Source organism: Shewanella sp. SW32 (assembly GCF_025653365.1).
In the GTDB taxonomy this organism is placed as follows: domain Bacteria; phylum Pseudomonadota; class Gammaproteobacteria; order Enterobacterales; family Shewanellaceae; genus Shewanella; species Shewanella oncorhynchi.
This window is the reverse complement of record NZ_JAKKSJ010000004.1, coordinates 74,703-96,871: the sequence shown is the minus strand read 5'-3', so window position 1 is coordinate 96,871 and position 22,169 is coordinate 74,703. Positions and strand designations below refer to the sequence as shown.

At 45.0% G+C, this 22,169-nt stretch carries 16 protein-coding genes; 4 read left to right on the top strand and 12 right to left on the bottom strand.

Features of this window, described 5'->3' with window-relative positions; all coding sequences use genetic code 11:
* Window positions 1–88 precede the first annotated feature (88 nt).
* The 11 genes from L5M28_RS03370 to L5M28_RS03320 all read right to left on the bottom strand — a co-directional run bounded on the left by L5M28_RS03370 (window position 89) and on the right by L5M28_RS03320 (window position 14,644).
* The gene (locus L5M28_RS03370) at window positions 89–370 is read right to left on the bottom strand and encodes a YeaC family protein (RefSeq protein WP_028759859.1); all 282 of its coding nucleotides are present in this window, start codon (window positions 368–370) and stop codon (window positions 89–91) included.
* Window positions 367–684 (bottom strand): hypothetical protein, encoded by a 318-nt coding sequence (locus tag L5M28_RS03365; protein ID WP_028759858.1) that lies wholly within the window; start codon window positions 682–684, stop codon window positions 367–369. Before L5M28_RS03365 ends, L5M28_RS03370 begins: the two co-directional genes overlap by 4 nt.
* Before the next feature lie 12 nt (window positions 685–696).
* Window positions 697–1,824 (bottom strand): M14-type cytosolic carboxypeptidase, encoded by a 1,128-nt coding sequence (locus L5M28_RS03360; protein WP_263202466.1) that lies wholly within the window; start codon window positions 1,822–1,824, stop codon window positions 697–699.
* Window positions 1,825–2,050: 226 nt separating this feature from the next.
* Window positions 2,051–2,731: a response regulator transcription factor gene (locus L5M28_RS03355; protein ID WP_219234122.1), complete on the bottom strand. Its 681-nt coding sequence runs from the start codon at window positions 2,729–2,731 to the stop codon at window positions 2,051–2,053.
* Window positions 2,732–2,955: 224 nt separating this feature from the next.
* Window positions 2,956–5,520: a TonB-dependent receptor plug domain-containing protein gene (locus L5M28_RS03350; RefSeq protein ID WP_113940382.1), complete on the bottom strand. Its 2,565-nt coding sequence runs from the start codon at window positions 5,518–5,520 to the stop codon at window positions 2,956–2,958.
* Window positions 5,521–6,520: 1,000 nt separating this feature from the next.
* The gene (ruvB, locus tag L5M28_RS03345) at window positions 6,521–7,525 is read right to left on the bottom strand and encodes a Holliday junction branch migration DNA helicase RuvB (protein WP_028759854.1); all 1,005 of its coding nucleotides are present in this window, start codon (window positions 7,523–7,525) and stop codon (window positions 6,521–6,523) included.
* 47 nt (window positions 7,526–7,572) lie between these two features.
* Window positions 7,573–8,190: a Holliday junction branch migration protein RuvA gene (gene ruvA / locus L5M28_RS03340; RefSeq protein ID WP_006081742.1), complete on the bottom strand. Its 618-nt coding sequence runs from the start codon at window positions 8,188–8,190 to the stop codon at window positions 7,573–7,575.
* Window positions 8,187–8,708, bottom strand: coding sequence for a crossover junction endodeoxyribonuclease RuvC (gene ruvC, locus L5M28_RS03335; RefSeq protein WP_006081743.1), 522 nt, complete (start codon window positions 8,706–8,708; stop codon window positions 8,187–8,189). Before ruvC ends, ruvA begins: the two co-directional genes overlap by 4 nt.
* A gap of 103 nt (window positions 8,709–8,811) precedes the next feature.
* Entirely contained in the window at window positions 8,812–9,558 is a 747-nt protein-coding gene (locus L5M28_RS03330; protein ID WP_263199527.1) for a YebC/PmpR family DNA-binding transcriptional regulator, read from the bottom strand.
* A 312-nt stretch (window positions 9,559–9,870) separates the two neighbouring features.
* The gene (gene aspS, locus L5M28_RS03325) at window positions 9,871–11,649 is read right to left on the bottom strand and encodes an aspartate--tRNA ligase (protein WP_219250844.1); all 1,779 of its coding nucleotides are present in this window, start codon (window positions 11,647–11,649) and stop codon (window positions 9,871–9,873) included.
* 184 nt (window positions 11,650–11,833) lie between these two features.
* Entirely contained in the window at window positions 11,834–14,644 is a 2,811-nt protein-coding gene (locus L5M28_RS03320) for a transporter substrate-binding domain-containing protein (protein ID WP_263202465.1), read from the bottom strand.
* A gap of 150 nt (window positions 14,645–14,794) precedes the next feature.
* On the opposite strand from L5M28_RS03320, the gene cmoA reads away from it, so the two are divergent.
* The 4 genes from cmoA (at window position 14,795) to L5M28_RS03300 (ending at window position 19,818) form a co-directional block, all read left to right on the top strand.
* On the top strand, window positions 14,795–15,526 hold the full coding sequence (gene cmoA, locus L5M28_RS03315) for a carboxy-S-adenosyl-L-methionine synthase CmoA (protein ID WP_263202463.1): 732 nt from the start codon (window positions 14,795–14,797) through the stop codon (window positions 15,524–15,526).
* Window positions 15,523–16,515, top strand: a complete 993-nt coding sequence (cmoB, locus tag L5M28_RS03310) for a tRNA 5-methoxyuridine(34)/uridine 5-oxyacetic acid(34) synthase CmoB (RefSeq protein WP_263186399.1) — start codon at window positions 15,523–15,525, stop codon at window positions 16,513–16,515. Before cmoA ends, cmoB begins: the two co-directional genes overlap by 4 nt.
* A 331-nt stretch (window positions 16,516–16,846) precedes the next feature.
* Complete coding sequence (locus tag L5M28_RS03305; RefSeq protein WP_263202462.1) at window positions 16,847–18,706, top strand: M3 family metallopeptidase; 1,860 nt, start codon at window positions 16,847–16,849, stop codon at window positions 18,704–18,706.
* A gap of 203 nt (window positions 18,707–18,909) precedes the next feature.
* Window positions 18,910–19,818: a LysR family transcriptional regulator gene (locus tag L5M28_RS03300; protein WP_113940376.1), complete on the top strand. Its 909-nt coding sequence runs from the start codon at window positions 18,910–18,912 to the stop codon at window positions 19,816–19,818.
* Window positions 19,819–19,965: 147 nt separating this feature from the next.
* Here L5M28_RS03300 and L5M28_RS03295 read toward each other — a convergent pair whose 3' ends face one another.
* Entirely contained in the window at window positions 19,966–22,164 is a 2,199-nt protein-coding gene (locus L5M28_RS03295) for a putative metalloprotease CJM1_0395 family protein (RefSeq protein WP_263202460.1), read from the bottom strand.
* Window positions 22,165–22,169: the final 5 nt, after the last annotated feature.

Sequence of the window (22,169 nt, the reverse complement as noted above, 5' to 3'; positions counted from 1 at the left end):
AATGCTAGCTCCCCTTGCCAACCTCAGACTTACACCTAATTCCTAATAAAGCACACCTTGCAAGCCGATCTGCGCGGCCAGTCAGAAATTATAAATCCTGCGCTTTAAAGCCAGCAATCGGCTCACCGCGGAATTGCTTTTTCAGCTCGGCCTTAGACAGCTCATTAATTTTACCGTCAGATGCAATAGTGAAATGCTCTGTTTGCTCAAGCTTACGCGCTTGATACAACATCACCACCTGCAGAGTCGATTCACGCTGAGTCTCACTCAAGACAGTGCCATCCTCCCACTTACCCAGCTCAGCTGCACTACGAAGCCTTTCATAAACTTCAATGGGCATTTGATCGATCACTTGATTGATATCAGTCATACACTTTTCCGCTTATGTAACACGATTCTGACTCGTGTAATGAGATAACCTACAAAACCAAACACAAAGCATATTCCGGCGATATTTGCACGCATACCTTCGGCGGGTTCCCCACCCCAAAACCAAATCACCACACCAGCAATAAACAAGGTCATAGCAACGAAACTCTGATTCATTAAGCTGCTGGACTTTTGAATATGGCTAATACGCGATAAGGACTCATTGTCGCCATCGGTTTTTGCTTGGCAATGGGGGCATGAAGGCGCTTTGCTCGACATACGTTTACGACACACCGGACATTCAATTAATGCCATATCAGCCTCGCCCTAACGTAACTTATCAACAACGGCGAGCATGGCAATTAGCGATGCTTCACCTAAATAAATACTGCGTTCTGGTGACCAACCCACAAAAGGATCGGCCAGATTGTTATTGTCTTTAAACGGCATCTCAAGGGTATTTGATAAACACTTGAAGGTCTGGGCAACCCAATTAGACGCTACGGTCAAATTCGCTTGGCCTGGCTCATCTTTATCATAGCCAAACTGAGTTTGAAAATCGGCACTGGCTAAGGTCAATGCTTGACTAAAGTCCGCTTGCAGCTGCGCGAGTTTATCATTATAAGCGGGGACGCCTTCACAACCCGCTAGAAACACATAAGGTAAGCCTTCATCACCATGCACATCATAAAACAGGTCAACACCCGTTTGCTGCATCTTGTTGACGACGTGATATACCTCAGGGCTTTTTTCTAAACTCGGAGTTTGCCACTCGCGGTTAAGATTAATCCCAATCGCGTTAGTACGCAGGTGGCCTCTGACACTGCCATCGGGATTCATGTTGGAGACTATATAGAAATTAGCCTTATCAAGCAGCGCCTTTGCCGTGGGACAGTCATTATCGAGTAAACGATTCACTAGGCCTTCAACTAACCATTCAGCCATCGTTTCACCCGGATGTTGTCTGGCGGTGATCCAAATATTGCGTTTAGAAGGATCGCCATTCCCCACTTTCATCAGAGTAATATCGCGGCCATCTAAGGTCAGGCCTAAATGCTCTAAATTGACATCTGGGTGTAACTGGGCGCCGCTGAGTAAATCTAAATGACGCTCATAGCTGTAGGGTGCAAAGTAAGCGATTTGAATGGCATCGCAATCTAACTCTATGCTAATGCTCAGTTTACCGTCTTGATATTGAGTCGGAATACGGAACCAATGCTGGCGATCATAACTGGCCACCGCCTGATAATCTTCCCATCCCTTGGTATAAGAAGCGGTTCCCGCATTGATAATATTCAAGGTGTAATGGTTACCCACTTCACCTTCAAATCGAAAATTGAACCATTGATAAAACTCACCACCCGCATCAGGGCGGATAGCAAGTTGAATATCGTCTTTATTATCAAGATTGACGACTTGGATATTTCCGCCATCAAAGTTGGCACTGATCCGCATAATGATTCCTAATAGGTTGTTAAAACTAAGGGCAATTTAATGGCGTGCGACAGATATCACACGGCACATTTTATTATATGGCCGATAGAATAAACCAAAACATCCCAAGGGGAAAACGAAAGCCATTAAATTCAGTCAAGACACTTGCAATCGGCCTTTAATTAACCAGTTAACACGCCTAAAATCCACAAAAAAAAGAGCCTTTCACTATAAGTTAATGAAGATATTAAACCATAAAACTATAACCTTGGCCTCGTACTGTATTAATCAAGTTACGCGGCAAGCTGATGTTAGCTAACTTGCGGCGAGTGTTACTAATGTGCATATCCAGATTGCGGTCAAATCGGCCCAAATCTTTCTGTAGCACTGAGCGCTGCAACTCTTGCTTAGTGATGACTTGGCCTTTTCTTTCAAAAAGATATTTAAATAATTTAAACTCGGTTTGGGTCAAATCGACATAGCGGGTACCAATAGTGATCCTATAACTCATTTCATCGAAGTTAATCACTTTAGCCGCCACAGTCGCCATTTGCGGCGAGTGAGAGTGACCGGCACAGAGACGCCGCTCTAAGGCTCGTAAGCGGACAAAAATCTCTTTTATGCTAAACGGCTTACTCAGAAAATCATCTGCCCCCAATTCATAACCAGTGATGCGATCATCTTCATTGTCACGTGCTGAAATCATCAATACTGGCGTTGAACATTCACGCGCTTTTAGCAACTCAAATCCATTCATCTGTGGCATCACTAAATCAAGCACTATGATGTCTGGAGCAAAACTTTCAATGCATGCCAGACCCTCGATGCCATTAACCGCACACTTAACCTCATGCCCTTGCGTACATAAGGCATCAGCTAACCACACGCTAAACAATGGATCATCATCGATCAAGAGTATTTTACTCATCCTTAAAGCCCAAACGAGAATCTATATCATTTATATTACCATGCGAATCGAGACGACTCTAGCGCTATTACATTAGTTAAGAAGTGTGATGTTGAAAACTGTGAACAAAATACGATATTAACAACCAATCAACTGATGATTAGCGATTCAAAAACTCATCTCGTAAACTCCCAATAAAAAAGCGCCCTAAGGCGCTTTTTAGAAACTAAGAGTCTGAACTTAGCTTAGAATTTAACAGTTACACCACCGTAAATGGTACGGCCGATAGTGTCATAAACTTCAGGAACTGTACCAGCATCACTACCGTTAGTAACATAAGAAGGTTTTTCATCAGTGAAGTTTTTAATACCTAAACTGACAGTTGTCATATCATTAACATGATATGTACCCGATATGTTGTGATATAGGACTGAATCTGCTGTGCGTACCGCTCCTGATGGAACATCATTGTCATCGTAAACAGTATAAGTATCGTCCATTGAGGCGATATAACGGTTGAAGTACATTATACTCCAATCATCTAAACCCGCTGAAATACTGAAATTATTACGTATTTTAGAGTAAGCTCCGAAGTTACCGTCAATCGTACCAGTATAATCCTCGTTATCTTGTTCAAAATTCAGTAAATAGGTCATATCATTATTGATTTTCCAATCTAAACCTAAAGCAGCAAAGTTATAGGCTAAGTTAAAATCAATACCACTAGTATCTTGCGAACCTACGTTAGTAAGTGCATTAGTTAAATCTGTCAAATCACCATCAGATGTAATATTAAAGGTTTTACAAGCACTTGCATCACCCTTCTTACATGCATCTAACCCTGTTTGCGTATCTAAACGAGCAATTGCATCAGCCACTTTAAAGCGCCAGTAATCTAATGTCACTGACATACCTTCAAGGTAGCTTGGCGAGTATACTAAGCCTGCTGTATATGATTCAGATTCTTCAGGCTTCAAATCTGGATCAGATGTACGGTTAACTAGAATCTGCCCAGGCTGTTCAGCCGCTGATAGCCATGGGTTAGTCAAATAATCAAAAGAACCTGAGTTACCACCATACAATTCAGCAACACTTGGAGCACGGAAGCCAGTAGCCGCTACACCGCGAACCATCAACTCATCCGTTGCAGCATAAGTTAAACCAATCTTCCAAGTGGTCGCTTTACCAAATGTTGAGTAATCATCTAAACGTAGCGCAAATTCACCTGTTAATTTCTCAGTGAAAGGTACACTTACTTCTTGGAAAATAGAAATAACGTTATAGTTACCATCAGTAGGGTCCTGTTGAGCAGCGGTACTTTCACCCGCAACTACAATTGGATCAGGATTATAAAAACCACTTTCACGGCGATATTCAGCACCGAGTGCAAAACCAACGGCACCTGCGCTTAAGTCAAACAACTCGCCATTTAGCCCTGCCGAAAGTGTTTGCTGCTCATTACCACCATTTGCAGCTTCTGTATAGCCAACAGGATCTTTCATTTCTGACGTTAGAGGATTACCTGCAAACCAAGCATTCGGATCTGCATAAATTGCTTCAGCCATAATATTGGCATTGATGGAGTTTTCTACAGCTGTTTCTGCTTTATTCTTACCAAAAGTGTAATCAATGTTCCAATTCATACCAGTATGAACATCCAAAGAACCAGCTAAACCAGTAGATAATCTCCATGTATCTGTATCTTGAGAATAAATACGTGGTCCAACATCTTTCATACGTCTCTTATAAAGTACTTGACCACGCTTATCAGGATTAATACCTGCTGCAATCATTTCATCGTCAAGAGTTAAACAGTTAGCAGCAGGGTCTTTAAGACCTGGAGCTCCACACACATTCAACTTAATCTGTGCTGGCTGCGCAGCTAATTGCTGGTTTGAGCGACGATTGGTGTAAATCGCATCTGCAGTTAATACCACATCATTGCCTAACTCTTGAGTCATATTGGCAAATAAACTACGACGCTCATTTGGTGTTTGGAAATATACATCTGGTGAGAAATTATAAGATGTACTTTGTTTTACCCAATTACCATTTGCATCTACTACTTTTCCATTCAAAGCACCAGTTGGAATGATTGAACTTGAGTTTTCTGCTGGATCATACCAATCACGATCGCCTTGGATAACACCACGACGGTCAGAAAAAGCAGCACCAAAGGTGTAGTTACCACCATCGGTATTGAAACCGTATAGAGCACTGACATCGCCACTTTCACCATCGCCTTTATCAGTGCCACTGCCGTTGAAATCTAATTGGAAACCTTCGAAATCTTTCTTCGTGATAATGTTCACTACACCAGCAATGGCATCTGAACCGTAAACCGCTGAGGCACCGTCTTTCAGAATTTCAACACGCGCAATCATAGCCACTGGAATCGAGTTCAAATCCACAGAACTATTGGCACCAGAACCTGAGTTCACCATACGACGGCCGTTCAGTAATACAAGCGTACGTTGTGAACCCATGCCACGTAAGTCAACTTGGGCAACACCGTCAGCACCGTTGTTTGTGCTTGAACCCACTGCCGCACCCGCCATGGAAGTCTGCACTTGTAACATTTGGTCAACAGAAGTAAAACCTTCCGCTTTAATCGCAGCAGCATCAATAACGGTCACTGGAGATGCAGTTTCCATGTCTTGGCGTTGAATGCGTGAACCTGTGACTTCAATACGTTCAACTTTTGCTTTTTCTTCAGCAGCAAATGCGCTTGACGTAACAAATGCACCTGTAGTGATAGATGCAACGATAGCTAAGTTAATAGCTGACGCTACTTTTGTTCTTTTGATCATGTATGAATCCTCCCTAGATCTTACTATTATTTTTATGCTTACAGCTTGTACAGTTATTGCTGTACTAGTGTTGCACCTGATACTGAGGATTCACTTTAACTCCGTCAATGCTCAAAATTTTAACCAATCAAAAATTTATGTTAACAAATTTGAGTTAATTTGTTTAATTTTATGATTTTTATTTTCGATAAGACTTAATATATATAATCATACAGAGGTTAAGCCTTGATTATGATGATTTGCCAGTAATTAACACTGTTAACAAATTACTTTTGCGAAACATATTCAATACCAAAAAGTGTGATATGTATCACACTTATTCGATACAGCGAGAGCCTTGAATTGGAATGAAGTATTGATTAACTACCACTTAAACTGCATATCTATAGGCGTGAGCAATTTGAAATAGCCATAATTATTAAGATAATCTCGCTAAATCAGCACATAACAAAAGATACAATCAGCATCAATTGTGTTATTTATGCATAAAAACAAAGCCATCGATAAAAACAAAACAATATCATTACAAGTTATTCCGTATGAAAACCTAAGAAAGGGTAACTGTAGCGACTATTTGTTTTGAGAATTTAATGGCCTAAATCCAATTTGTTGAATTAAATTAATCTCAGAGAAAAATCAACCTTAATAGTGAAGAACTCAGATCTTAGCTCAATAAACACACCACGCTGATACACTTTTCAATTAATACAGGGCATTAGTAGATAACTGTAAATATATAGATTTCTATATGAAAGTTATTATTAATGTCTAAATAACGAGCTGAAAACTGCCATAATACTTTGGAGTTTTGATACAATTTAATAATGAGAAATTAATACCTATCAACTCATAAAAGCTCATTATTCCCTCCAATTACCGCCCCTTAATTTGTTTAAATATCGCTTTTACTTCGCCCAAATTGTATGCACAGGTAAATTTTTCCCATAAAAAAGGCGACTCTCAGGTCGCCTCTTAATCATATAAATCATCAAGCTGATGATTACTCGGGTTTGATCAACTCAAAATGTTGATATGCTCGTGCGGTTGCAATACGGCCGCGGGGCGTGCGTTGGATAAAACCTTGCTGGATCAAAAAGGGCTCTAGCACATCTTCAATGGTTTCGCGTTCTTCGCCTATGGCTGCGGCTAAGTTATCGAGTCCAACTGGGCCACCCATAAACTTATCGATAATGGCGAGTAGTAACTTGCGGTCCATGTAATCAAAACCTTCATTATCGACATCCAGCAAGTCTAGTGCATGATCGGCAACAAACTTAGTGACAGCGCCATCATGCTTCACCTGCGCGTAATCCCGCACGCGGCGAAGCAGTCGGTTAGCTATCCGCGGTGTACCACGTGAACGGCGTGCGATTTCAAATGCACCTTCAGCATCAATATCCAGTTCCATCACCTGCGCCGAACGCGTGACTATGGTGCTTAAATCTTTGATATTATAGAATTCAAGCCGTAGCGGGATCCCAAAACGCGCCCGAAGTGGTGAAGTCAAAGCCCCTGCCCGTGTTGTCGCACCCACTAGAGTAAACGGCGGTAAATCAAGCTTGATAGAGCGCGCTGCCGGCCCTTCACCTATCATGATATCCAGCTGGTAATCTTCCATCGCTGGATACAAAATCTCCTCCACCACAGGGCTTAATCGGTGGATTTCATCGATGAATAACACATCACCGGATTCGAGATTGGTCAAAAGTGCGGCGAGATCGCCCGCTTTTTCCAGCACAGGCCCAGAGGTGGATTTAATGTTCACCCCCATCTCGTTCGCAACAATCATGGCTAAGGTGGTTTTACCCAATCCCGGCGGACCGTAAATCAACATATGATCTAAGGCTTCATTACGATTCTTTGCCGCTTGAATAAACACCTTAAGCTGTGCCCGAGTGTCATCTTGACCCGTGTATTCATCGAGCATTTTAGGGCGCATCGCCCTGTCGATGGATTCATCTTGAGCTTGGATCTGCGGCTGGATGAGTCTGTCTGCCTCAATCATTATTATTCCTTATCGCAGCTTTCATCTTAATTATCATCATTGTTCAATTAAAGCATCGATTTAAGGGCGGCTTTGATCAGAGTTTCTGAATCCATGCCCTCTTTGTAGGCTGCAGAAACCGATTTGCTCGCCTGCGGTGGTTTATAACCCAGCGAAATTAAAGCTGAAATAGCATCTTCTTCGGCGCTATTGACTGTCGGTGCGGGTGAGTAATTGGATTGCAGCACGAACTCACGCTCTGAGCCTGCTGAGGCTTCCATCAAGCTCTTGAGCTTATCGCGCATTTCTACCAGTAACCGCTCGGCGGTCTTCTTACCAACACCAGGTAATTTCACTAAGGTCACTATGTCATCGCGCTCAACGCAGCCCACAAATTCTCCGGCTGTCATGCCTGATAAAATGGTCAGTGCGAGCTTGGGGCCAACACCATTGGTCTTGATCAGTAAGCGAAATAACGCCCTTTCCTGCTTAGTGATAAAACCATAGAGAAGCTGTGCATCTTCACGCACCACAAAGTGGGTGTAGACCATAGTTTCATGATTAACTTCAGGCAGCTCATAAAAGCTAGTAAGCGGCATCTGCAACTCGTAACCCACACCGTTAACATCGATCAAAATTTCTGGTGCTTGTTTCTCAACGAGCACGCCCCGTAAACGACCTATCATCTGTACCGTCCGTATGTTCTTGCCGTTGCCCGGCCACTCAATGCAATTAAACTCTGGCTGGTGTGATAATGACACACAGCAACACCGAGTGCATCTGCGGCGTCAGCTTGTGGGGCTGCGGGTAATTTAAGTAGTTGTTGGATCATGTGTTGTACTTGGGCTTTCTGCGCTCGCCCCGTACCCACGACGGCACTCTTAATTTGAGTAGCACTGTATTCGGCCACAGGTAAATTGGCGACTGTGGCAGCAACAATGGCCGCGCCGCGTGCTTGGCCTAACTTGAGCGCAGAATCGGCATTTTTTGCCATAAATACGCGCTCAATCGCAAATTCGTCCGGTTGATACTGACGAATAATCTCAGTGATCCCATCAAATATTTGCTTGAGCCTGCCAGGCAGTTCTTCAGACGAAGTGCGAATACAACCACTGCCGAGGTAAATCTGATGCCGTCCCTGACATTGGATCACGCCGTAGCCTGTGATCCGTGAACCTGGGTCAACACCTAAAATAATTGCCATTAAATACCTTATAGGGGATCTACATTTGCGTCCCTGTTCCTACGTTAGCGTTTGCGAGCTAAAATTGGCATCAATTGACGCCCTAATTCAGCTCACAGTCAATCTAGCCTAGGCTTGCCATCACATCATCGGAGATTTCCGCATTATGATACACCTCTTGCACATCATCGTGATCTTCAAGGGTGTCGATAAGGCGCATAAATTTTTCGGCGGTTTCTAGATCAAGCTCAGCTTTCGTCGAGGCTATCATCGCGATTTCGGCATTATCCGCCACAAAATGGGCTTTATCGAGCGCCTCTTTCACCATATAGAAATCAACGGGATCGGTAAACACATCCACAGCACCATCATCATAGCTGACAATATCTTCCGCGCCCGCTTCAAGCGCCGCTTCCATTAATGCATCTTCATCGGTTCCCGGCGCATAGGATAACACTCCACGCTTAGTGAACAGATAAGACACAGAACCATCCGTGCCTAAGTTACCGCCCGATTTACTAAACGCATTACGTACACCACTCACAGTACGATTACGATTGTCCGTCATGGTTTCAACCATCACAGCGGTGCCGCCTGGGCCATAACCTTCATAGAGAATGGTTTCGAGTTGCTGGCCTTCTAATTCACCGGCGCCGCGTTTAATCGCACGCTCAACCGTGTCTCGGGTCATATTACCACCGAGGGCTTTATCGATGGCGACACGTAATCGTGGATTGGAGTCGGGATCTGAGCCACCTTCACGGGCTGCAACGGTTAACTCGCGAATGAATTTAGTAAAGAGTTTACCGCGTTTAGCATCTTGGGCCGCTTTACGATGCTTAATGTTGGCCCATTTACTGTGACCTGCCATGGGAAGTCTCCTCTACTTAGGTATCATCTAGGTGCCATCGCAAAGCTTATCAAGAGCCGAAGGTGGAATGAGACTAAATAACGGCTATTTACTTAAAGGATTGAACTAACAGATATTGATAAGCGTGGAATGACGGTTCACTAAAACAAACCGAGGCTCATGCCTCGGTTTTCGGTACGACTCAAAATAACTGACAAGGGTTAACCCAAATCGACTTACACAAAAACGAGTTACACTAAAACAATTTATATAATGTCGATTTGAATAAGGTCGATTTACAAAAGTCGCCTTACAAAGCCCTTTTACAAAAGATCAGTCTTCCGCTTTAACAGCTTTCTCAACCACGGCAATACCAAGTTCAGCTAATTGCTGCGGATTGGCAAAACCAGGCGCGTTAGTCAGCGGACAAGCGGCAGTGGTGGTTTTAGGGAACGCCATCACATCGCGGATTGAGCTTGCGCCCGTCATCAGCATGATGATGCGGTCTAAACCAAACGCTAAACCTGCATGTGGCGGTGTGCCGTAACGCAGCGCTTCTAACAGGAAGCCGAATTTCTCTTTAGCTTCATCGTCAGTAATACCCAGAATACGGAATACCGCAGACTGCATTTCTTGGTTGTGGATACGCACTGAACCACCGCCTAATTCGCAGCCGTTTAATACCATATCGTAAGCATCAGAAACGCGATTTGCTGGGTTAGCTTCAAGTTCAGCTGCCGTTACGCCGCGCGGTGCGGTGAACGGATGGTGAACCGCGTGGAAGTTGCCGTTGATTTTCTCAAACATTGGGAAGTCAACTACCCACAGTGGACGCCATTCACCTTGCAATAAGCTGAAATCTTCGCCCGCTTTAAGACGCAGTGCGCCCATAGATTCGGCAACCACAGTCGCCTGATCTGCACCAAACAGGATAATGTCACCAGTTTGCACGCCAGTGCGGCTCACGATTTCATTGACTATGCTTTCGTTTAAGAATTTCAGCACAGGTGATTGAATGCCTTCTAAGCCAAGGCTTAGGTCATTAATCTTCATCCACGCTAAGCCTTTGGCGCCATAGATGCCAACAAACTTAGTGTAATCATCGATTTGCTTACGAGACAGTGCAGCGCCGCCCGGAATACGCAGTGCAGCAACACGACCTTCTTCATCGTTCGCAGGACCAGAGAATACCGCAAATTCCACTTCTTTGAGTAAATCGGCAATGTCCACCAGCTCTAATGGGTTACGTAAATCTGGCTTATCTGAACCAAAACGACGCATCGCTTCGTTGTAGGTCATGCGCGGGAACTCGCCGAGATCGACGTTCAGCATTTCAAGGAACAGACCACGCATCATCTCTTCGGTTTTCGCCATCACTTGCTCAGAGCTCATGAAAGACGTTTCGATATCGATTTGGGTGAATTCTGGCTGACGGTCGGCACGTAAGTCTTCATCACGGAAGCATTTTACGATTTGGTAGTAACGATCAAAGCCTGACATCATCAGTAACTGTTTAAACAGCTGTGGCGATTGTGGCAAGGCAAAGAACTGACCTTTATAAGTACGGCTTGGTACTAAATAATCGCGGGCTCCTTCTGGGGTTGCCTTGGTCAGGATCGGTGTTTCTATGTCTAAGAAACCGTTTGAATCGAGGAAACGACGCACAGAACTGGTCACTTTAGCGCGGAAAATTAATCGCTGCGCCATTTCTGGACGACGTAAATCTAAGTAACGATACTTAAGACGTTGCTCTTCGCTGTTGTTCTGGTAGTTATCCATGCTCAATGGCAGTGGATCGGCAGCATTGATAATCGTCAAGGCTTGACCTAAGACTTCAATCTCACCCGTCTTCATTTGACCATTGACTTGGCTATCAGGACGGGCACGAACTAAGCCTTTGACCTGAACGCAAAATTCGGCGCGCAGCGTGCTGGCGACATTGAACACCTCAGGTAAGTCTGGATCATAGACCACTTGGATGAGACCTTCTCTGTCTCTTAAATCTAAAAAGACAACGCCACCCAAATCACGGCTACGATTAACCCAACCTACCAAGGTAACTTCTTGTCCAACGTGAGACTTATTGACGTCTCCACAATAATGACTGCGCATCTAACTCTATCCTTTATCCGGAAACCGGTGCTTTGGAAATAATCAAAACGAGATAAAAGCGGCATTATAGTCAAATAATACCGATTACCAAAGTACTTCACTCTTAGGCGGTGAAGTATCAAACAGTTTTACGCCCTTGACTAGAGGCGAACGCACTATCTGAGCATGAGCGTTCAAAAAAACATCAAGCTGAGCGATAACAACGCCCACCGCTACTTTTTGCTTGGTACATAAGCTGATCGGCTTTTTTCAACAAACCTATCGCTGTGTCACCATCGCGGGGGTAAATCACCACGCCAATACTGACGGCTATGCTGACACTGACGCCTTGAATAAGCAAAGGGCTCGACAGTGCCTGTAGAATATTATCAGCAACTTGGGTTGCAGCATCGAGATCTTGCACACGATTTAGCAGGATAACAAACTCATCGCCGCCAAATCGCGCAACGGTATCTGATCCACGGATAACCTTGGTTAACTTTTGGGCGACCAGTACCAGTAATTCATCGCCAATAGGATGACCGTGTTGGTCATTGATTTGTTTAAAACCATCGAGATCGATGAATAACAAAGCGAAATGTGCCTGTTCTCTGCGATGAGATAGCAAAGCTTGGGTTAGTCTGTCATCAAGTAAGGCACGATTGGGCAACTGAGTTAAAGCATCATGATTAGCCACATGCAACAAACGTTTTTCTGCCACCAATCGCTGGGTGATCTCACGATTTAAGCGGCGATTCACTAATAACACCGCCACCATCACTAAGCACAAGATTATCACGCCAAACACGATATAACGCAGCCATTGCAGATATTTAGCACTCTCTGTCGCCACAGAAAATGACACCCAGCGCGTATATATTTTTTGCTGATGTTGAGCATCAACCAAAGCCAAAGCTTTATTAATCAGCGGCACCAGCGGCGCAAATTGAGGATAAACACCAATATGACTGTGTTGATCAGCGAGATCACTGAGCAGCGACATTTTCAGTGTCGGATAGTGGCTGGTTTTAAGCTCAGAAGCTAAAGTCACCACTTTATCGATAAACACATCCGCATTGCCATTCGTCACGGCCGCTAATCCGGCCTGCGTATTTGGCACTATGACTAACTTGAGCGAAGGCTCCAGACTCATCAATTGCGCCACTAAATGATATCCCTCAACCACAGCCACCCTTTGACCTGCGAGCTGAGCAATATTAAAAACCGAGACTTGTTCCAGTTGCGACACTAAGGCCCACGGCGATGGCCAATAGGCTTCACTAAACGCTAAACGCTGCTGGCGCTCCGCCGTTTGCGCGACACTGCCGGCTAAACTCACCTCGCCCTTTTTCAACGCCTCGATTAACGAATGCCAATCATCAAAGGCAACGGGCGTGAGCTTAAGTTTGAGTTGTTCCTTGAGCAATTTGACGATATCGCTATTGATCCCCGCAAACTCACCCTGTTCATCCATAAACTCCATCGGTGGCCATTGCTTTAAATAACCGACTTTGAGTTCGCCTACACTTTCCACATATGCCTGTTCTGCGGGGCTTAGGCTGACATGGCGCTCAGCTTGGGTAAAAACATGATCTTTAGGATTGAGCATCCATTTATGTTCAATCTCAGCAAATTCTTGATTACTAATACTGTTAAACCCATTGGCTATCCTCTGTGTAAGGCCAGCATCATCGCTACGGGTCAGCACATAAATGTTGGTGCTAAATTCGAGATCAGGATACTGGCTAAAGTCAGACCAGCCTTTATTGAGCAGTAAATAATGGGATGTCCATGCACCCGCGGCGATAAAACCGACAACTTCTCCAGACCTCGCCCCCGCCACCATGGCATCCATACTGTCGTAATAACGCAGTGACACTTGGGGTAATGCTTTACGCAAATCCACCAAATAAGGCGCTGTCGGCACCACACCAATACGTTTACCTTTTAAGCTGTCTAAATCGATTAACTGTTGCTGATAGAGAAAGAGTCGACTCTTCACCGTATATAAATGCCAAGCCTGAGTAAGGCCCGTTTTAACATCATCACTTTCAGGATAACCTATGTGGGCATCGGCGAGACCGCGACGAACATCGTCCACGCTGGAGTTCATATCACCAGAAATAAAATCAACGGCAATACCCGTTTTCTCAGACCAAAGCTGCCACATGTCCACATACAAACCATGGGGTAAACCATCGACCCCTAAGTCCACAAAAGGCTCGACGCCCAGTTGCATCGAAATAACGAGTCCAGCTTGTTGACGTTGATAGCCAAGCCAACGTCGCTCCGTTTGCTGAATAAAGTGCACATCGAGCGCAGTGAAACCTTTATTGATCTTATCGACTAATGCAAGATTGCCCTTTTGAACTGCGGGTACAAACTGCATCGCCTTAATTTGAAGGCGGGCAGTATTAGGAAAGTTTGCGGCAATCTCTTGGGATGAGTCGGGATCTTTCAAATAGCCTTCTAACCCCGCAAAGACTACGATCTCGCCCGCGGCGACCCCTGCCAATAATTTCTCACGACTTTCGTAGCGTTTAAACACAAGCTGCGATTCGATACGGTGTAATTCCGCTTCATGGGATGAAGCCGCTACCACACCAATTTGAAAGGGGATCAGTTCTTTGATGGATTTTTTGCCCTGCAGGGATTTATGCAAATACAAAAAAGTACCGACATCGGCGATGGGCACAGCAAAGTCGAACTCTTGCTCTCGCTCTGGGGTTTTCCCCATGCCGATATGCACTTGCGCCTTACCTTGCCGCAGTTGTTCAAGGGACTCGTGCCAGTGGCGCGCCACAAAAACGACTTGGGTATGGCTTTGTTTAGCCCACTCTTTCCATAAATCAACCAGTAATCCAGTCGGCTCGCCATCGTTGTCGACATATTGATAGGGAAAACTATCCTCACCCATAACGATGATTAATGGCTCAGAGGACAACGGACTTGCCTGCCCCGTTATACCCAAAAAACAGCTGCACAAGATCACAATTAAGTGGATCACAAACTTCAAGTTGAGCCCTTAGTACTTGATGTACATGTAACGATTTTGTTATCTATTAAGTATTAGACAAAAATTTATCGCAAATTACTAGCATGAGACTTGCTGCTAATCGCTCTGATTCGTTAAAATGCACAGTTGAATTCCCATGAAAAATCTCAGATGAACGTTTCTCAAGACACTATCTACGCTCAAGCGAGCGAGCATATTAGCGATTTCCAGTTTGATAACCGTGTAGCAGGCGTATTCAGTGACATGATCCGCCGCTCAGTGCCTGGATATGCGCAAATTATCAATACCATAGGCGATTTTGCAGATCGTTTCGTCATGCCAAATACTCAAATTTACGATTTGGGTTGCTCACTCGGGGCTGCGACCTTAAGTATTCGTCGCCAAATCCAAGGCCGCCAATGTCGCATTATTGCTATAGATAACAGTGAATCTATGGTCGCACGCTGCCAAGAGAACCTGAATGCCTATGTCAGCGATACGGATGTCGATCTGGTTTGCGGTGATATTCGCGATATCGATATTCAAAATGCGTCATTGGTGGTACTCAACTTTACCTTGCAATTTTTACCGCCAGAAGACAGAGAAACCCTGATAGCGAAGATTTATCAAGGTCTGAATCCCGGCGGGATGTTAGTACTATCAGAAAAAATTCGCTTCGAAGATGCCCCGATCCAAACCCTATTGGAAGAGCAACATTTAGACTTTAAACGCGCTAATGGCTACAGCGAACTCGAGATCAGCCAAAAACGCAGTGCGCTGGAAAATGTCATGAAGCCCGACACCTTAGCCACGCATCAACAACGACTCACCAGCCAAGGCTTTAGTCACTTTAGTCTCTGGTTCCAATGCTTTAACTTTGCTTCTATGGTGGCCATCAAGTGATCAGCTTTAGCTCGTTTTACCAACAAATCGCCGATTCGAATCTACAGCACTGGCTCGAAACCCTGCCGAGCATTTTAGGCAAGTGGCAACGAGATCATAAACACGGCAACCTGCCAAAGTGGGAAAAAGTGCTCAACAAGCTGCACTATCCTGCACCAGATCAAATAGATTTTATCGATAGCGTGACCGTCGGTAGCGGCGAGCAACTCAGCCCTGGTGAAAAAGAGAAGCTAGAAAACCTGCTGCGCCTTTTTATGCCATGGCGTAAAGGCCCCTTCCACATTCATGGCATCCATATCGATACCGAATGGCGCAGTGACTGGAAATGGGACCGCGTTAAGCAACATATTTCGCCGCTTAAAAACCGCACTGTACTCGATGTCGGTTGTGGCAGTGGTTATCACATGTGGCGCATGTTGGGCTCAGGAGCCAAACGTGTCGTCGGTATCGACCCTTCGCCGTTGTTTTTATGTCAGTTTGAAGCAGTCAAACGTTTAGCTGGCATACATCATCCTGTGCACTTGTTACCATTGGGTATTGAAGAGCTGCCACCGCTCGATGCATTCGATACGGTTTTCTCCATGGGTGTTTTGTATCACAGACGTTCGCCTATCGATCACTTGTTACAGCTGCGTGATCAATTGCGCACCGGTGGTGAGCTCGTGCTAGAAACCTTAGTGATAGATGGCGACGAAAATGCCGTACTCGTGCCTCAAGATAGATATGGCAAAATGAATAATGTATGGTTCATTCCATCTGTTGCTGCGCTCATACTCTGGTTAAAGAAGTGTGATTTCACTGATATCCGTTGTGTCGATACCGATGTCACTGCCCTTGCCGAACAACGCCGTACCGACTGGATGCCCAACGAATCACTGGTTGAATACCTAGATCCTAACGACATCACCAAAACGGTTGAAGGTTATCCTGCGCCCAAACGTGCCACGATTATCGCAGTGAAAAATCAACCTAATCAGGATTTAAACTAACCTTTTCAGTCTGAAGTAAGCGAATATCAGTCATTGCGTCCTCAGGGTTTGAGTTGGTAATGGCTGATATCAAAAGCCAAAAGATCACCATTCATCTAGTTCATCTAGTTCATCTAGTTCATCTAGTTCATCTAGTTCATCAGGAATATGTAAGTGTTCAGCTGCTCAGTGTAACTCCTTCCTTGAATAGCAATACATTTACGACTCCCACCCTTATCGTTGACATCCAGAACAGAACAGGGTTTCATGCATAACAATGACTTGAAGCTAACTCAATTGGATACTAAGTCAAAGTTAACTCATTCCATCACAGATGCAGAACACATAACCCATGTTAAAACCCACTTTACTGGTTAGCCTGTTTGGCTTGAGCCTTTATGTTACGAATGCCGCCTATGCGGCGCCAAGCCCTGTTCCCCTTTTAGTTGAACAATGCCTGCGTTTGCCAAGTATTGATCTTGCGACTGTGTTCGCCAATGCGCGTTTAACGGCATCTGAATTAACCTTGGCCCAGCGCGCGCTTATTTTTGAGCAACAGATGTTAGGGCTTAATAATATCAACGACAGACTCAACTATTACCGTGGGTTTAACTTACCGAGTGAAGAGCGCGAAGGTTTACTGCAATGCCAGTTACACCTCGCCGACACCCTGTCGCAACTTCTCAGCCAAACTGAATTGAGCCAACTAGCCTACGCCTTAGCCCAAGGCAATGCAGAACAAATACTACTGAGCCAACAGCTTAAACAATTGCTACAACAACATTGGAGCGCCGAGGAGAAAGCGAAATTACATACTGCACAAGCCAGCATAGGCCAAGGGTTAGGCAGTCAACAATTTAGTCTTGCCTTCAATGGCAGCCAATGCCAACCTGAAGTGACTCAGCAGCAACATCTGCATAAAAAAGAGGATAAAAGTGACGAGCCGAAGCCCGACAATTCAAAGCAGAGCGACTTTTCTGGCACTATCGCCAGTTACTTACTGACGCAGGAAAACGCCGTATGTCGCCAAAATGTATGGCAGGCCTACCAAGTCAGAGCCAGTGAAACCAATCAAACGGCATTACAGCGAATTGCTGAGCAGCGCCAACAAGCCGCCACTGCTGCAGGCTTTACCGATTACAGCGCATTAGTGCTTAGTTCGCAGCAGTTATCGTCCCCTGAATTAGTCAAAGCTTTTCTTGATAGCCAAACCCAAGATCTGCAAGTGGCTCCCTGGGATATTGGGCGAACCCTGTCACAACAAGCATCAGCCAAGGGGCCGACATGGCAAACTTCTGACGTCTTGAGTCGCAGCTTTACTTATCTGCAAGTGTTTGGTTTACACTTTGAGACCATAGAAACCGCTAAGGTCGAGAAAACACCAACCGTTACTAATCGGCCGCATATCATCAGGGTCTACCACCAGCAAAGATTGTTAGGTGAAATCTATGTGGCGTACAACCCAAATCCACAGCAAGGTAGTCAACAGCAAACATTGCGTCAAAGTGTACTCGGCCAGCAATTTGGACAACAAGCGTTGGATCTCAAACCACAGCTGAGTAACTACAAAGACATTGAGCAATTAACCGAATCCATCGCAGAGGCTGTCACTTCCCTTGCTAAAGCGAGCCATTTCTACCTCAACAATGCCATGGGACAGAGTCAAGATAGCTATTTTGTGGCGAGCCTCTGGTTAGCAGAAGTACTGCGCCATCAACTATTTCCGCAATTTGAGCACACCTATTTACAGGAGCGTGAAACACTGGCTAAAGCTTATTCGAAGCAGCTTAAAGTCTTTCGCGCTAAGGTTGCAGTCAACTTTTACCAAAACTCAAGTGCACAAGTCTACCCCGATCTCGGTGCGGAGTTTAATGCGAGCTTTGGTCAAGACTGGCCACAAACACAAGATTATCCTTATAGCTTCAATGCTATCGCCAACGAAGGACCGCTCTACTACCAATCACTCTGGCAAGCATCGCTAGCCAGGCTGATAGATCAATCCACATTCAACTGCCAAGACAAACTCAAATTATTCAATGTATTAGTCATCAATGAAGACGCTTTAAGCTTAAGTGACCAATTAAAAGCGGTCATTGGCGCCCCCGTTGATAGTGCTGCGCTGATCCAAAGGATCTCAAATAGCGCCGCTTCAGAACATGCTGACAATTCCAACAATCAAGCTTTCGACGCAATAGGTTCTTGTGCGTTTTAAGTGTGAATGCTTAGGATGTGTTTGTGACTCGCTCGGGCGCAAACACTGAAAATCGTCATGATTAACCTCTCTATCCCCTCAATAACTTAGCGCGACATAACTATCTATATGTCGTGGGAATGACTGACGCTATGATATTTAATTGAAAAAGTCGTAAGAAGTGGCCACTATAAGCCTCAATCTATCGTTTTTTTGAGATTATAATGACTCGAGCTAAATCTACCTTAGAACAATGGCGTATTTTGCAAGCGGTGGTCGATTTTGGCGGCTATGCCCAAGCGGCCGAAAAACTCAACAAGAGTCAATCGTCACTTAACCATGCCGTTGCCAAATTACAGCATCAATTAGGTATCGAGCTACTCGAAGTCAAAGGCCGTAAAGCCTATCTCACCCCGCAGGGCGAAGTGCTGCTGCGCCGCTCACGGCATGTCACCCAAGCCGTCAACGAGTTAGAACAACTTGCGAGTAATCTTGAACAAGGGTGGGAGCCGACACTCACTATTGCCCGTGAAATTATCTATCCGATGGAAAGCTTAGTGTGTGCCCTCAATGCGTTTCTGCCCCACAGTCGTGGCACTCGAATCATCATGCTGGACTCAGTGATCACCGGTACTCAAGAGCTCATTCTGCAGAGTAAAGTCGATATTGCTATCTGTGCAGGGGTGCCGCCTAAAGGGTATTTATCCGAACCCTTATGTGAACAAGAACTCTACCTCGTCTGTCATCCAAATCATCCACTCGCTGATTTAGGCACAATTGAAGACGATAAACTACTGGCACAATATTTACAGTTAGTGATTAAAGATACTGGAGTGCAATCCAACATTGATATCGGCTGGCTCAAAGCAGAGCAGCGATGGACAGTCTCTAACTTCCATGAAGCTAAAGTCATTTTAAATCAAGGTATTGGTTTCTGTTGGATCCCCTCTTTCTTAGTCCAAGAAGAATTGGCTTCGGGTAATCTAGTACGTTTACATCTTGAGGGTAGCCAAAAACGTCGCATCATGTTGAGCTTAGTGATCCCTAATAGAGATCAACAAGGGCCTGCATCAAAACTGCTTGCTTCCTTGATTTTAAAACAGCATGGAATTGAAACGACGAATAGTCATTAACAGCAAGATACCAAACGAGTTATCAATTCGAGTGAGCAAAACGATAAATGCCAACTGCTGATTAAATGGTTAGTTCTTAGTGGTACTGAGAGGTTGTTTCGAAAAAGATGATGAACAGCGAATCATGAGAATAGTTAAAGCCTAATCTTACACACTAAAGTCGACATAGCGCGCTTGTTGATCACCCAAATATTGCTGCTGAATAAATCCCGTCTCCTGCAAGAGGTCATCCCCCACATATAACTCGCTCTGCAAAGACACATTCGTATTCGCGCTAGCACTGATATTTGAAGACTGCTCATTTACATCGTTTGCGGACAAAACATCCGTAGATTGCAAATTGCTAGGCAGCTCATTTGAAGATGCTAGATAAGAAGGCTGAATATTGGCTTGCGACGTCATATCGACACGAGCTGAAGGCCCAGCACTGGCTTGTGCAACCGCAGTATAATAACGGCTTGCAGCACTATCGGATCTTGAGATAAAACCCGTCGCTAAATCCGCTGAAGTTGAAGCATCTCCAAATGCTAAAGTTGCGGTCGGTGGCTCAATCGTTTCCACTGTGGTCGATGTAGTGACTGAGTCACTGATATCAGAAGTGGTTTTCGACCCCGTATCAATGACTCTCGTATTGGCCGTTTGCGCCTCGATCGCTTGTTTTAGCTTATCAAGCGCAGTAGATGCAGGGGTGGATACCGCCTCTTGGGGCTGAGCAATATTACCTGACTCATCAACGTCTCCCGTCACGACAGGTGTATGTTTTTCTAACGGTGGCAACTCTTTGATTTGTGCATCTGCGTCTATTAATGTTTGAGCCGTTTGCAAGTCAACAATTTGTTTTTGTCGCTCCTCTGCCAGCATCACTTTAGCTTCATTCATTTTTTGCAAGGCTTCCGCGGCAACACGGATATCCGCTGATGACGGGTCAACAGGAGCCATTGCTGCGGCATAAACTTGCTTCATTTTGTTTATCGTTGCAAGCGGGTCGCCTCCCACTGGAGAGACATCAATCTGCACTTCGCCATCGGTGGCGTAACGTTGGCCATCAGCACCCTTTTCATACTTAAAACTCGGGCTCTGAGCGTATTGTCCTCCGACGGTTGCGTGGGCATGCTCATGGGCTTTAACCTCTGAATCTCGAGTTTTAAGTTCATCGACTTGCTGTTGCTGTTGAGCCTGCACTTTTTCTTGGGCTTGTATCTCTTGTTTTTGAGCCTGTTGAACCAGTGATTGCTGTTTTGCCTCTTCCGCTGCTGCTATTTGCTGTTTCCGCGATTCTTCTTCCTGTACTTGCTTTTCAAGCTGATTATCATTTGGAGCAAAGACAGCAGCTAAGACTTGTTGACTATCATCTGGGTTAGACGCTGTCGCAGGAACATCTACAGGACTAGCCTGAGCTTCACCAAAAACTTGAGTAAATTGTTCTAAGACCGTCGGTTGAGCAACATCATTGCTAGCGGATTGATCTACGGTTTGCGTAGAGTTTGACTGGCCAACAGGCCCTGCACTCGTTGCTACACTCTTATTTACAGCACTCTTATTTACAGAACTGTTGATTGCAGAATCGGTCGTAGTGGGATCAACTAACGCAGCTCCAGTAAAGACTGTTTGTGGTCCAAACACAGTAGCTAAATCAGGCATTATTGGAGAAACATCACCCGTGCTTGATGGATTGAAAGCAGGAATATCAGTACCACTCGTACCAATTGATGGACTCAGAGGCGTAAAAATATCAACGGGAATATTGCTCGTTACACTGAGATTTGGACTTATTGTAGCCAAGGAATTTACCCCAAGTCCGCTATTACTCGTACCCGCGACTGGCGAAAATACCTGAGTAGAAATAGGTGCCGCAATCTGTCCCCCGCGTACACCAGAAATGGATCTTGGTCCTGTTAACAAACTAAAACTCGCATCGGCATGTAAGCTAGCTCGATCATTTAACGTATTTACCTGAGGATTGCTCCTTGGCGTTGGTACGGAAAAAGGAGCGACCTCGAGTATTTGGCTTGCACCATTCAGTACAGGAAGTACAGATGCAGCAGTTGATGAAACAGCACTAGAAGCAGCAAAAGACACATTTGGTGGTGAGTGGAGAGATAGGGAAATGTTAGCAGCTAATGAAGTAATAGGCGTGGCTTGAACTGGAGCAAATGAAGTTCCAGTAACCTGTAGTTCATGGACACCACTCGCTTCAATTTTTGCGGAGCCTGCAGTGTGAGCGCTGGCTCCTTGATAAGTGCTATTAGCTTGACTCTGGCTTAGATTCGAGCTTAGCATCTTATCATGTGCCGAAAATGAAGAGGATGGCGCTCCAACCTTAGGTGATAGCGCCACAACCGACATGATAT